The organism is Bradyrhizobium sp. USDA 336 (assembly GCF_044908355.1).
Taxonomy (GTDB): domain Bacteria; phylum Pseudomonadota; class Alphaproteobacteria; order Rhizobiales; family Xanthobacteraceae; genus Bradyrhizobium; species Bradyrhizobium yuanmingense.
Map to the genome: position 1 here is coordinate 7704815 of NZ_JBIYDC010000002.1, position 13745 is coordinate 7718559.

Below are 13745 nucleotides of genomic sequence, written 5' to 3' on the forward strand. Positions count from 1 at the left end.
ATCAACTAGGTAGCGCGATAACGTGAGGTGCGACCATGAGATCGAGAGAATCCGCTCTTGAGCAAGCATGTTCGTCGCTGCGACGGCTCGGAATTCCGGCGATGTTGCCGGCACTTCATGCCGCCGGAATCGGCATCAGTCGGGCGGTCCTGGGCGGATCGCACTCGGTGGCGATCTACCCGCCCATCAACTCTTTGACACCGCTCGATTCAAGAAGCGTGATCGATACGATCGAGTGGGGCGAAGAAGCCAGTCTCTATGTTCATATAGCGTTCTGTGAAACCCGCTGCACCTTCTGTCACTACACAGTCGATCACTACGCTGGCCGGGCAAAGCACTCTATCGAGGACGCTAAAGTTGCTCGTTATCTGACCGCGCTAAAACGTGAACTCGCGTTTTGGGGCGCGCGGCTCGCTCGAAGCGGCACCGTGGTGTCATCGGTCTATATTGGCGGAGGCACGCCGCTCGTTCTCGATGAGTCAGCGTTGCGAGATTTGATACGTGCCATTCGAAGCGAATATGATCTGCGGTCCGGCGCGGAGTTTTGCATCGAAGGCAGCCCCCTCACGATCACCGCGCCTGAGGGCGAACACAAGCTGCGGTCTCTTAAAGCTCAAGGCGTTACGCGCCTGAGCTTTGGAGTACAGTCGTTCGATGATGAGGTCCTCAAATATGCGGCCCGCGGCTACCAGCGCGAAACTCCGATTCGTGCATGCGCAATTGCAAACACGATCTTCGAAAACTGGAATCTTGACCTGATCCAGGGGCTCTATAGGGGGTCGACGTCTGAAGTATGGGGCAATCTTGAAGCCATTGCCGAGATCCGTCCGCCACACCTCACCTGGTATCACGGACGATTCGGGGACCGTCCTCAAGGGCACTGGTATAGGACGGAAACAAAGCGAGCGGAGTTCGAGGACGAGTTCACGACACTTCTTGGCCGGATGCTTATTTGGCAGGAAATGGCCGCGCTCGGCTATGACCAGACAGACGGCAACCGCTTTGTGCGATCGCATGAATTTACCGATCCATTCAAGAGGATCCGAACGACGGCGGCGAGCGATCTTCTTGGGTTGGGGGCGGGAGCCTACTCCCATGGCGGCGTCAAAGTGGCGAAGGCAAATTGTCTGGGGCACGTGTTTCGCAATGACCCGAATATTCCGACATATGTGGATGCCGTCTTGACGGGCAACATTCCGATCGCCACCGGACGCGCCGTCGACGAAGAGGAATTGCTGGCCGCCTCTTATGCGACAGGACTACGTATCGGACGCATCGAGGACGAGAGCCTGCGGTCGCTCCGCTCCGCTCATCCCCAGCTTTCGAGGTATTATGACGCTCTTGTCGACGAGCTGAACAATGCCGGCGCATTAGAGGCTTATCTCGACGATAGGGGCCAAGCCGGGCTGAGACTTTCCGCACTCGGTAAACTCTTTGAAGACGAGGCCTTGTCCCTCTTTTTCAGCCCCGCGGTCAAAAGCGAATTGGCCAGAAGAACGACAAGCGAACGTAAACTGCAGCTCGCATAGTCGGAAAGACCGGGAGAGGTGGTCATGGACAGCTTGGAGCAGTCTGCTGCAAGAGAGAGGGGCCCTACCGGAGATGGCATCCGGGCCGAACGCGCCGGCTGGAGCTTCGGCGGCGACACACCTCAATATTTTGATCGCCACGTCGCACGGTCCGTTCCCAACTATGAAGCGGGCCATAGCCTGATTGAACAGGTGAGTGATTTTTTCGTGAAGAAGGACTCAGTCGCGTATGAAATCGGTACTTCAACCGGAACGCTCCTGCGGCAACTAGCGAAACGCCATCCACACGGCACGCGCTGGATCGGGATCGATAACGAGCGCGCCATGATCGAATACGCGCGTAGCGCTCCGGGCAAAGCGCCGAACGTCGAGTACTTGCTCGCAAACGCATGCGAGGTAGACTACGAAGCCAGCGATTTTATCGTCTCCTATTATACGGTACAGTTCGTTCCGCCACGACACCGCCAGAACTTGATAGACTTAATCTATAAGTCACTCAATTGGGGCGGAGCATTCCTGTTTTTCGAGAAAGTCAGGGCGCCAGATGCGCGGTTTCAGGATATTATGAGCGCGATCTATACCGATTATAAGCTGGAGAACGGCTACTCGCCCGAAGAAGTTCTGGGAAAAGCAAGCAGCTTGAAAGGCGTTCTTGAGCCGTTTTCGACCAAGGGCAATCTCGACATGTTGCATCGTGCGGGGTTTATGGACGCCATGACCATATACAAACATGTCTGTTTCGAGGGATTTCTGGCCATCAAATAGGACTATGTAGCCTATAGTTTACCTTGGGCAGCTGTTTGGTAAAGATTGTCCCTGATCCATTGATCAGGGTGCTGACCTCGCCAAGTCTCGACCATCGAGACCGCTTTCCGGACCTTCCCACTATTCCTTCATGGTCGCTGCAGCCAACGCGACCTCCGGCCGTTGCCGTCGGTCAGCCCGGGCTCGGCCCGTCCATGGCGGTTGAGGCATCGCCGAGTTAGGGCGATGCGGGTCGCGATGCGCCCACCGCAATACGACGAGCTATGACGGCCGGACGCATGATGACGCTCAGGACCACTCGCTTGCGCGCCTGGTTGTCCTTGGCGCTGCTCTGCGCGTCCTCGGGCACCAATCTCATCGGAGAATACTTGAGGTCAATGCCTCCTGGAAGCCAGCGCGTCCCGAGCCACAAGTTCTTGCCCCTGATACTGAGCGATGACGAGCGCGCCCAACTGAAGTCTGACGATGGGGTGGAGGACGGCACAGATACTGGCTCTGAGAGCCTGGATCGTGCTGACCTGTGCTTGACACCGAGCTGGGCATTCAGCGTACCCCGCCCTGCCGAGCGCTTGCACCCCTATCAGGTTGATTTCCTTGTTGAACATCCAGCGCACGTCGTATTCGCGGAAAGCCGTGGCCCATCGCCTCGGATTCGAAGGCATTGGTGCAGCACGGATTTCGACATGGGGAGCATCGAGAGAATTTGTCAGAAACGAGGAAGTTGACTGCAGCCACTGCGTTGCCACAGCATGCGCTGGCGTCAGAACGAATGCCTCGATCGCGCGAGCGGACCTCGATTGAAAGTTACCGCAGGCGGGACAACAGAGATACCAACTCGGCTTGCCGTCTCGTCCCGGTCCGTAGAAAAACGGCTTTGAGATGATTACGCGCTGTCCCTGGAGAAATTTTCATATCAAGGGAAATTTCCTTGAGCGTCTTTCCTTCGACCAGCAGCGATCCGAGCCGGGCCTGAGAAGGCGTCAGTCCGAAGATCTCCATCACAGAATTCTGCGACACCTGGAGGGTTTCGTTGAGATCGGTGAGGAGAAGAAGGGCACCCACAGCCGGAAATAGGTCGTCCTCCAATCCTTGCACAAAGGCATCAACGACGACCGGACGGCCTTGGCGTCTGGTGACGACAGTTTGCAAGGTGGTACGACCCGCTTTACTCGATGCGAGACGAATCTGGTTGACCAGCCGATCCAATCTCATTCGTGATTGAAGGTCCGCCGCGAACAGGCGCTTTCCCTTGATCGAAAGATCACCATCAAAAAGACTATAGGCGTCTTCGTTGACATCCAGAACCATGCCGTGACGATCGACTACAATCGCCGGCCATTTCAGCAATCCAAGCGCACCAATCATCCTGCGCTGTTCCCACGAGTGATGCGCATTTCGCTCGGGCAAAATAAAACTCTCTTTGGAACGGCGCCCGTTTCCTCTTCAGTCTTGAGCATTGATTAAATGATCGTGCTTGCCGTCACTAAATAAAACCAACAAACCCACGGATCAGCCGGCAACTTATAGCTGCGTGCTTCTACGTCGACAGTCCCATTTGGGATATGTGTCCCCTTAATCCTAGTCAGTTTCAGACTGCGTCGTCTGCAGCCGGACTTTTGGTCCGGGTCTGCTTGGCGCGTTTTCTTGTTCGATCCGCGCTTGTTGGGCGACATTTGATTGCGTTCGATCCAGAAGCGAAAAGCTCAACATGTCACACGAAGAACAATGGCTTGCAATGTCGTGTCTGCATACATCACGCAAGAGTCGCCGTTTCGCGCCGAATTTTATCTCGTCGGGCCCTGCTGTGCGGGAGTTCTGTTTGATTCTATGTCGTGTTTCTAATTCTGAATGTGGATAACGATAGGAATCCGGCGGAGATTAGAGCATTGAGAGCAAAGGCATTTTCGATGGATTGGCGATCAAGACCGGGCAACAGCACGCGGCTGAACCGGTTGCGGTGCGTACGAATGGCGGCAAACTTTCTCACTGATCATCGAAGGACTCCATAAGCAAGAAGCCGCGAAGGCAGCTTGGAGCCGCCGATTGTGTCTATGGCGCACCAGTTCGGTGCGTTACGTACTATCAAAACCAGCTGGCATCTCGATCCTGACGTTGGCAACTCCCACGTCGTCAGCGAAGAGCCCAAGAGCCAGGGGGGGCGGCACCTATCGGTTGATCGAAGAAAACAGCCTATCGGCGCGCACGCTTGCAGATGATGGGAGCTCGGTTGCCACCTCTGGCCAGCTACCGCCATGCGAAGATTCGGAAAGCGCATCACCCGAACGCGAGCGGGGGAAACGTCGCGAACATCGGGCAGACGGAGCTCGGCACTTGCGAGCCCGTTCCATAGCGCCAATGGGCGGTTGCGCCATTCAAATGGTGCGATCAGGACGGTGACCTCGCCACAGCGCCCGAGTTTTCCTAACGTCGAGGCCCATTGTGCGTCGCCGAACCACGACCACGCTCTGCGTGCACTCATCAAGTCGATGAAGCCAAAGGTCGTCTTACCTTATCCGACCATCTCGTCCCTTCATCCGCCAGGACAGCCTCGAAGTCCTGGATCTAACTCTTTCGCTCGGCCGGTCAGCTTCCCGAAAGCTAGACCTACGATCCTGGGCAAGTGGAGATATTTCGGGGCTGATCTGCGACTGCAGCAAACGTAAACATCGTCAAACGGAGTTGCGAGATAGTTCGAATCCAAGACACGCTCGATACGGCAACGTTAGACCCCGTCAGCACATCAGCCGCCACCGGGCAAGATGAAACCATAGGTCAAACGGCCTTTGATCAGCACCTGGACGACAGACCGCAAGAGCAACAAGCTAGTGCAGGTCCTTCCGATCCCAGTGTATCGGACGAGGTGGAGGATCGCCCTGATGCTGTCAAGCAACAACCCGATTTGAAGCTTGTCGTCATTTCGAACCGCATTGCGCCGTTCGACCCCAATAAACCCCAGACCGGCGGGCTTGCCGCGGGTCTCGAGCCGGTGGTGGAACGCTCCGGCGCGGTTTGGATAGGCTCTTTTGAGACCCGCGGCGACGGGATCGAGCGGCCCCTGCCATTGGTGCCGACTGGTGCAGGCCACGTCGCGAGGCTCGATCTGCCGGCCGCAGACCATGCGGGCTACTATCGAGGTTATTCGAATTCAACGTTGTGGCCAGCATTGCACTCCTTGCCGGACCGGATGTCGGGCTCGGAAGAGGATTATGGCAGCTATCGAAGGATCAACGATTTCATCGCGCGCGCGGCTTTCGATGTACGAGATAGGGGCGCATTCTGAGTTCATGATTATCATCTGCTCCCGCTTGGGGCCGAGCTGAAAGGCCTGGGCATTGAGCGGCCAACCGGCTTTTTCCTCCATACGCCATGGCCCACGCCCGACATTAGAGTGCGTACCCAAACATCGCGAACTGATGAAATCGATGCTGAAGTACGATCTGCTCGGCTTTCAGACGAACCGGGATGTAGACAATTTCCTGGCCTGCCTGCGAACCCATTTCGGGCTCGAGAGTAAGGATGGCGTTGTGACCACGGAACGTTGCCAGACGCGACTTCAAAAATTCCCAATCGGGATCGATCCCGAGCAGTTCGCGCGTACCTTGCGGCAGACCTCTCTCCCGCAGAGCAAGAACAAGTCTCGTCATTATTGCAAAAATGTCAGGGCGCCAAGTTTGCCATCGGCGTAGACCGGCTCACTACACGAAAGGCAGCCATAAACGGGTTCAATGAGCTTTTGACGAAGGAGCTGCTGAGCATCTCGCTGTTACAGATCGCCCCGTCCTCGCGCGCCGACGTCGACGAGTATCAGAAGTACAAGGAGGACGTGGAGAATGCGATCAACCATGTCAATGACGATCATGGCACCGACGAGTGGAGGCCGATCCACTACACGAATGGCTCGTTCAGCCAGGCTGCACTCGCGCGTCTCTACCGCGAGGCACATGTAGGTGTGGTGACGCCACTGCAGGATGGCATGAATCTGGCAGCAAAAGAATATGTTGCTGCCCAAGAATCGGAGGATCCCGGCGTTCTGGTCCTATCGAAGTTTGCGGGGGCGGCTGAAGACTTCAATGAGGACGAGGCGCTGCTGGTGGATCCAAACGATCCCAAAGAAATCGCAGACGCTATTTCAAGGGGTGGCCAACATGCCGCTTGAGGAGCGTGTCAAGCGTTGGCGGTCGATGATGGATAAGATTGAATCCTATACCATCCACGACCGGTCGGCAGACTACGTCCGGGAGCTGGACAAAAGCCGTGTCACCGTTCCGGCTGATCAGTGCCGGTCGCGGCTGGACCAACGTGGCTCAGATGCCGCTATACCGGAACCATGCCGAGGCGCTGGCCACCTACAACGAGATCGACTCCCCAGATGTCGCCCTGAAGGAGGCTGCCCGTGCAGACGAGAAGAAGGCCTATGAAGCGCCTGGAGGCCCGACTAATGCACACACAGGGCAGACTCTGGGAGCTGCCGGTAGCCACAGCTTCGCTCAGTGGTCGTCCCGAACAAGAGCCCAGTGTCGGGGAGGATTAAGGTAGCACAGCACGGCAGATTACGGTGTTCTGCAGCAGCACAGAGGTACGATTCAGATCTTTAGCGCTGACGCGGTTCTTGCAGGTTGCGCAAGCCTGGGTGATGACCGGGAATGTTGAACGAGCTGCATCAAGGTATCACGGGAGTGATCAATAATGGAGCGGGCGGTGTGCGGCCAACGCGTTGTTCCGACCCTGTAAACGACACTTATACAAGTGGCGTCGGCATCAGCGAGCTTTTGGTCGTTCCGCGCCGGAAAGGCTGCCCGTTGCAATGGAGGCCCGCGAGCACCGTTAGCACAGAGTGGCTCGCACGCCTGGCGCCTGCCAAGCTGCTCCGCTAGCAGCGGACGTTCTCGATCGACATCTCGCCCTTCGACCTTAGCGTGGTACGCCTTCGATGAAGGGCCACGGGCTCGTGCGCCCGTTGCCGCCGGTCGGGTCAGGACTGTTTGAGCCTGACCCTACCGACCAAAAGAACTGAATGATGACACCGTCGTTTCGTCATCTTATCGAAAGATTGGACCTGACCCGGCGCTTGAACCCGTTTGGTTGGAGCCTCGACCTCAAGACGCGTTGCTACTAAGAGCCGTAATCCTTGCTTCTGCCCTCATTGTCTTGAGTGCAATCCCCTCCGAAAGGCGCTGCTCTTTGTCATGATGACCCCGTCGACAAGTCTGCAAAATGCACTCGCTCGAAGGGATCTACACAGGCGGGGGCATCCGTTCTTGGCCGCTGAAACCGAAAAGACCGGTGCCATCTAACGGACTGTCCGGCGGACACGTTGTCGGTGTCTGTTTGGCAACCAGTGTTGGGAAGCGGACATCGTACTGCAGCGGGAGCGCTTGAAACTTGCGACTCTTTAGCCGGCACGCAGCTTGCAGTGATGGGGCGCGACATAGCGCAAGCCGCGCTATGTCATGCGCTTGCGTGCTTTCCGCCGCTTCTGCTTGACGCTCCGCTGCCCGCGAGCGTGGCCGCTCGACCTCAGCCGGAGCAAATCCCATGAAGACCTCACTCCTCGTCGCCACGCTGATTTCGATGGCCTGCTTCATCTCCACGACGCTTTCACAGGAGAAAACCGATGCGGCACTGACTGATGATCCATTCCGTTGGCTCGAGGAGATCGAAGTGCCAGCCGCAGTGGCTTGGGTTCGCGCCGAGAACGAGAAGACGCTCGGTGTGCTTCAATCAGATCCTCGCTATCGGCACTTCTACGAACACGCGCTCTCCATCCTGCAGAAGGATCGGATCGCAGATATTCCATTGGAAGGGCGCGGTTTGGAGCATTTCTGGCAAGACGAGAACCAGGTGCGCGGCGTCTGGCGGCGCACCACGCGTGAGAGCGATCGTAGCCAAGCCCCAAAATGGGAAGCCATCCTCGACGTAGACGCTTTGGCCGTCGCCGAGAACAGAAATTGGGTCTTTCGAGGTGCCAGCTGCCTTCCGCCTGAAGAGCGCCTCTGCCTCATTAGTCTTTCCGATGGCGGCAAGGATGCCGTGTCGATACGAGAGTTCGATCGTACCGCGAAGACCTTCGTTGCGGACGGCTTTCATCTCCCAGAGGGCAAGCAGGACGTCAGCTGGGTCGATGGTGACACACTCCTTGTTGCACGGGGCTGGGGCGAGGGGACTTTGACGCAAGCCGGCTACCCCTTTGTGGTGAAGGAGCTTAAACGCGCTCAGTCGCTCAGCGAGGCTCGCGAGATCTTTCGTGGCGAGCCCACCGACAGTGAGACGCAGCCCCTCGTGCTTCGTGACAACGACGGTCATATTCATGCGACCGGCGCGGTCCGCGCAATCAGCTCTTTCGAGTCCGAATATGTGGTCTTCCGCCCCGATGGGCCCGTCAAGCTCAATCTGCCGAAGAAGGCCGAGATCGTCACGCTCGCGTGCGGCCGTCTGCTTGTGAAACTTGACGAGGACTGGGCGCCGTCCGAGGACAACCGCTTCACGGCGGGCTCGGTGATCTCGTATGACCTCGACGAATGGAAGCAGGATCCGCTGCGCGCCAAAGCCTCGCTTGTCTTTCAACCTGGGCCCCGCCAGGCTCTGAACGAGTTAACCGCCACAAAGAATTTTTTGATCCTGACGATCCTTGAGAACGTTCAGAGCAAAGCGTTCGTTTATAAGCACGCTCAGGGAGCTTGGTCCGCGGCGCCGATACCGCTGCCGGAACATACAGGTGTCAGCCTGTCAGTTACCCACGATGAAGCGGACCGAGCCATGTTTACCGTCTCGAGCTATCTCGGACCAACGTCAGTCTGGTATTTTGATGCCGAAAGCAAAAGGCTTGAGGAATTGAAGAAGACACCGTCTGCCTTTGATGGGTCCGACCATGTCGTGGAGCAGCTCGAAGCCACTTCGCGTGATGGCACGGCAATTCCGTATTTTCTGGTGCGGCCCAAGAACGCAAGGTTTGACGGCGCAATTCCGACACTTCTCCATGGCTATGGCGGCTTCCAGGTCCCGCTTCTGCCATCTGATCTAGGGCCGGGGGGGCGGCTCTGGCTCGAACAGGGCAATGCGTATGTCGTTGCGAACCTGCGCGGGGGCGGCGAGTTTGGCCCACAATGGCATCAAGCCGCCCAGGGGGCAACGAAGCAGACGACATGGGATGATTTCATTGCCGTTGCCGAGGACCTGATCCGCCGCAAGATCACGAGTCCACGCCGGCTTGGAGTAATTGGCGGCAGCCAGGGTGGCCTGCTCGTTGGCGCGGCAATCACCCAACGTCCCGAGCTCTTCAACGCGGCGATCATCGAGGTGCCGCTGCTCGACATGCTTCGATACACCAAACTGGGCGCGGGCGCCTACTGGATCGGCGAGTACGGTGACCCCGCCATTGTCGAGCAGCGTGCGTGGATCGAAGGCTACTCGCCCTACCAGAAGGTGTTGGCCGGAAAGACTTATCCCGCTCCCTTAATTCTTACCTCCACCAAGGACGACCGCGTGCATCCAGCGCACGGCCGCAAGGCTGCCGCGAAGCTCGCCGCGCTGGGGCAGCCTTACTTCTATTACGAGAGCATCGACGGGGGACACAGCGCCGCCGCCAATCTCATGGAACATGCGCGCCAACTGGCCCTTGAATACACTTATTTGTCGAGGCGGCTTTATTCTGAGTAAACTCGGTCAACGGGCTGATCGAAGCAGACAAATAGAGACCATTGGCAATCTCAAGCGTCTTCACGGTGCTCAGCTGAATTCATCGAACCTAAGGCGAGAGGCTGATGAGTCGCCGGCGGCGCGACGAAGTTCGTCAGATGCGCAAATCACCGGTTTGAAAAGGCTCCACCGTTGCCGAGCGGGTTTGCTGGCTTCCCAAATACAAGATGACGAGCGGATAACTTGCCAAATGCGCTTCCTTCAGGATTGTCTCGGCAGACCCTGCTCGTTCGACAGGGCGTGACGTGCGGTGGACGTCCAAACACGAACAGCCAGAGCGCGGCCCTGCGCGCGTCTTTGTGCTTGAGAAAGCATGTCAGGTAGCTTCAATGCAGGTATGCGCGGATTGATAAGCCTGCTCCAGACTGCGCAAAGGAGTTCACGGCCGCCCTGTTGTTCAACGTCGATGAAAACCATCCGCCGGCCCTGGATGAGCGCGGGATGTTCGAGGCTCCGCAACTCTTCTGTAAAGCCGGTGGTGAGCGACGAGTGGAGCGAAGGTCAAAATGTCATCTGGGCGGAGCCTTCGAAGCGTCGTCGACGTCAGGCCGCTTTTGTCGCTTGCACAATGCGGCCGCAGCTAAGACCACGCGAAGTTCCGTGCGTCAAGTTCAGCAAATCGAGCACGTGGGCGTCTCTTGCCGACCATCTTTATGGCCGCGAGACTCTTCGCTAGATCACAACGTTTCACTATGGAGATGCTGCCGTGGCAATGGGTATTGTGAAGTGGTTCAACTCGACCAAAGGTTATGGGTTCATCAGGCCTGAGGACGGACGTCCCGATGTCTTCGTGCACATCGGTGCCGTCGAAAGGGCCGATTACACCACTCTCGAAGAGGGGGCCCGGGTAGGTTATCAGCTCAAGGCCGGGCGTTCGGGTAAGGTGTCAGCTGAGGATCTCCGGGTTGGCTGATCCGACTCGCCTCCGGAAACTGCTCTCGCGTTGGGGTGCCGTTACATGGAATTGATCAGCAATTATCTCGGGTGGATCGCGTACGCGTGTCCTTTATCTCAGGCGCAAAAGCACAGCGCATCCCGAAATCCCTGCGCGAGGAAGGAGATAGATAAACTTGGCCCTCGCTTCACGTTGCTTTCCAGTGTCCCAATGAAATTAAGCTGGTAGTGTCCTGTTGCGATATCGTCAAATCAGTGTTCGCAGGTGTGCCATGAACACGGCCTTTTCCTGACGGCGATTTAGCTACTGCTCAACGAGCTCTTTTTGTCGCACGATGCCCGCTCGCAAATCACGATGCCAACACTTAGGGCGCTAAGAGCTCACACGCCCGCTACCCGAACGCAAGCGAGACGCAGCCCCCCGCAATATCGCACTGCTGATGCGGTTCCGCGGTCGAACCGGCGGCCTCAAAGGACGATGCCGAAACGTTACTCGGCGGACACCTGATTGTCAGCTTCAGAGCCAATGTCGGGAAGCTGGCATGGCGATGCGGCACGATGCGGCGGAAACCTGCTGTTTGTCGGCGGCATGCTGCTTGCACGGATCGAGCTGCGGGCGGCGCGACACAGCGCGTGCACGATCGCAACACGTATTTCGCTACGTTCGCCCACTCGCAAGAACTTGCGGGCTCGGCCTGCGTGCCTGGTCCGAGGATAGGCCAAATGAAAAAATCGCTTGTGCGCGCCGCGTTGCTCTCGCTGATGTGTTTCACAGTCGCGCTGTTCCACGGGCAGTCTGGTGCGACCCCAGTGGACGATCCGTTCCTCTGGCTCGAGGAGATCGAGGGGCCCCGCGCATTGGCCTGGGCACAGGCCGAGAACGAAAAGACCCTCGGCTTGCTGCAATCGGATCCTCGCTACGATCGCTTTTACCGGGACGCGCTGACGATCCTCCAGGCAAAAGACCGGATTCCGTCCGTTTGGCTGAAACGGCAAGGTCTCGAAAATTTCTGGCAAGACGAAAGCCATGTGCGGGGCATCTGGCGGCGCACTACGCTTGAGAGCTACCGCGGCCAGGATCCCCGATGGGAGACCATCCTGGACATTGACGCGCTCGCTCTCGCCGAGAACAAGAACTGGGTCTACAAGGATCGCAGCTGCCTTGGGCAGCGCTGCCTCGTCAAACTCTCCGACGGTGGCAAGGACGCCGTGTCCATACGCGAGTTCGACAGCGAAGCCAAAAGCTTTGTTGCAGGTGGATTCCAACTGCCCGAGGGCAAGCAGAGCGTCAGCTGGATTGATCGTGACACCGTCCTTGTTGCACGTGACTGGGGCGAGGGGACGACGACCGAGGCCGGCTTCCCTTTCGTCTTGAAGGAACTCAAGCGCGCTCAGCCGCTCGATCAGGCGCGCGAAGTCTTTCGCGGCCAGCACACCGACCTCAGGACCTTGCCGTTTGTCTTTCGTGAAGGCCGGATGGATGTAACCGGCGTGGTCCGTCAAATCAACGGCTTCGAGCGGCAGTATGTGCTGTTCGGGCCCGCCGGGCCGATCGAGCTCGATCTGCCGAAGAAGGCCTTGATCGTCGGCATCGCGGGTGGCCGGCTGCTTGTGAAATTGGACGAAGACTGGATCAGCTTCAAGGCGGGCTCAATGATCTCGTATGATTTGGCCGAATGGAAGCAGGATCCGCTGCGTGCGAAACCCTCTGTCGTTTTCCAGCCCAACTGCCGACAGGCACTCAGCGGATTTGGCAGCACCAGGAATTTCCTGGTCCTGACCATTCTTGACAACCTTCAAAGCAAGGCGTTCGTCTATAGGTACGATCAAGGTGCCTGGCATGCCACACCAGTCCCACTGCCGAAGGATGCGACCGTAAGCCTATCAGCCACTTCCGCGCTAAACGATGAAATGACGTTTACCGTCTCTAACTATCTCACGCCAACATCGCTTTGGTACTTTGATGCCGAAAGCAAACGGCTCGAGCTCTTGAAGACCGCACCTGCGACGTTCGACGCATCGAAGCATGTCGTGGAGCAGCTCGAGGCGACTTCGCGCGATGGCGCGCGGATCCCGTACTTTCTGGTGCGGCCCAGGAGCGCAAGATTTGACGGCTCGACCCCCACGCTTCTCTATGGTTATGGCGGGTTTCAGATTCCGCTTCTCCCGTCCTATGGAGGAGCTTTGGGTCGACTATGGCTCGAACAGGGCAATGCGTACGTCGTTGCCAACCTGCGGGGAGGCGGCGAGTTCGGTCCACCATGGCACCGGGCTGGCCAGGGAGCAACGAAGCAAAAGACATGGGATGATTTTATCGCGGTCGCCGACGATCTGATCCGTCGGAAAGTCACAAGTCCGCGCCGGCTCGGCGTGATCGGCGGCAGCCAAGGGGGTCTGCTGGTCGGCGCCGCAATAACCCAGCGCCCCGAGCTTTTCAACGCGGCGATCATAGGGGCGCCGCTGTTCGACATGCTTCGATTCACCTACTTGGGCGCGGGCGCGTCCTGGACCGCCGAGTATGGCGACCCGGCCATTCCCGAACAACGAGAGTGGATCGAAGCCTACTCGCCGTACCAAATGCTGGTACCGGGCAAGACCTACCCGGAGCCTTTCATTTTTACCTCCACCAAGGACGACCGCGTGCATCCTGCGCACGGCCGCAAGGCCGCCGCGAAGCTCGCTGCGCTCGGCCAATCTTATTTTTACTTTGAGAACGTCGATGGGGGGCACAGCACTGCCGCAAATCTCATCGAACGTGCACGCCGGCTGGCTCTGGAATACACTTATGCATCCAGGCGGCTTTGCCCCGAGCCACCGGAAGGCGCACCTTAAACATAGCTCAACGGTACCGCGGTCGTAAAC

At 57.8% G+C, this 13745-nt stretch carries 9 protein-coding genes; 8 read left to right on the plus strand and 1 reads right to left on the minus strand.

Translation table 11 applies throughout. The annotated features are described in order from the left end of the window. Positions 1 to 101: 101 nt before the first annotated feature. Positions 102 to 1529: a radical SAM protein gene (locus ABIA45_RS36875; protein ID WP_370128440.1), complete on the plus strand. Its 1428-nt coding sequence runs from the start codon at positions 102 to 104 to the stop codon at positions 1527 to 1529. A 24-nt stretch (positions 1530 to 1553) separates the two neighbouring features. Continuing rightward, complete coding sequence (locus ABIA45_RS36880; RefSeq protein WP_370128438.1) at positions 1554 to 2294, plus strand: methyltransferase domain-containing protein; 741 nt, start codon at positions 1554 to 1556, stop codon at positions 2292 to 2294. Positions 2295 to 3098: 804 nt separating this feature from the next. Here ABIA45_RS36880 and ABIA45_RS36885 read toward each other — a convergent pair. Next, on the minus strand, positions 3099 to 3659 hold the full coding sequence (locus ABIA45_RS36885; RefSeq protein WP_225125827.1) for a helix-turn-helix transcriptional regulator: 561 nt from the start codon (positions 3657 to 3659) through the stop codon (positions 3099 to 3101). A gap of 1534 nt (positions 3660 to 5193) precedes the next feature. On the opposite strand from ABIA45_RS36885, the gene ABIA45_RS36890 reads away from it, so the two are divergent. The 6 genes from ABIA45_RS36890 (at position 5194) to ABIA45_RS36915 (ending at position 13715) form a co-directional block, all read left to right on the plus strand. After that, positions 5194 to 5574 carry a hypothetical protein gene (locus tag ABIA45_RS36890; RefSeq protein ID WP_370128436.1) on the plus strand — a complete coding sequence of 127 codons (381 nt, stop codon included), beginning with the start codon at positions 5194 to 5196 and terminating at the stop codon, positions 5572 to 5574. 142 nt (positions 5575 to 5716) lie between these two features. After that, entirely contained in the window at positions 5717 to 5980 is a 264-nt protein-coding gene (locus ABIA45_RS36895; RefSeq protein ID WP_404655848.1) for a trehalose-6-phosphate synthase, read from the plus strand. Further along, positions 5941 to 6450 (plus strand): trehalose-6-phosphate synthase, encoded by a 510-nt coding sequence (locus ABIA45_RS36900; RefSeq protein WP_404655346.1) that lies wholly within the window; start codon positions 5941 to 5943, stop codon positions 6448 to 6450. Before ABIA45_RS36895 ends, ABIA45_RS36900 begins: the two co-directional genes overlap by 40 nt. A gap of 1379 nt (positions 6451 to 7829) precedes the next feature. Further along, the gene (locus ABIA45_RS36905) at positions 7830 to 9950 is read left to right on the plus strand and encodes a prolyl oligopeptidase family protein (protein ID WP_404655348.1); all 2121 of its coding nucleotides are present in this window, start codon (positions 7830 to 7832) and stop codon (positions 9948 to 9950) included. Positions 9951 to 10695: 745 nt separating this feature from the next. Then, on the plus strand, positions 10696 to 10902 hold the full coding sequence (locus tag ABIA45_RS36910; RefSeq protein ID WP_404655349.1) for a cold-shock protein: 207 nt from the start codon (positions 10696 to 10698) through the stop codon (positions 10900 to 10902). A 704-nt stretch (positions 10903 to 11606) separates the two neighbouring features. After that, positions 11607 to 13715 (plus strand): prolyl oligopeptidase family protein, encoded by a 2109-nt coding sequence (locus tag ABIA45_RS36915; protein WP_404655350.1) that lies wholly within the window; start codon positions 11607 to 11609, stop codon positions 13713 to 13715. Positions 13716 to 13745 lie beyond the last annotated feature (30 nt).

Bases quoted from the DNA above. Each gene is read 5' to 3' on its own strand.
- ABIA45_RS36905 (WP_404655348.1), top strand. From the start codon at position 7,830: ATGAAGACCTCACTCCTCGTCGCCACGCTGATTTCGATGGCCTGCTTC.
- ABIA45_RS36875 (WP_370128440.1), top strand. From the start codon at position 102: ATGTTGCCGGCACTTCATGCCGCCGGAATCGGCATCAGTCGGGCGGTC.
- ABIA45_RS36915 (WP_404655350.1), top strand. From the start codon at position 11,607: ATGAAAAAATCGCTTGTGCGCGCCGCGTTGCTCTCGCTGATGTGTTTC.
- ABIA45_RS36885 (WP_225125827.1), bottom strand. From the start codon at position 3,659: ATGATTGGTGCGCTTGGATTGCTGAAATGGCCGGCGATTGTAGTCGAT.
- ABIA45_RS36895 (WP_404655848.1), top strand. From the start codon at position 5,717: ATGCTGAAGTACGATCTGCTCGGCTTTCAGACGAACCGGGATGTAGAC.
- ABIA45_RS36880 (WP_370128438.1), top strand. From the start codon at position 1,554: ATGGACAGCTTGGAGCAGTCTGCTGCAAGAGAGAGGGGCCCTACCGGA.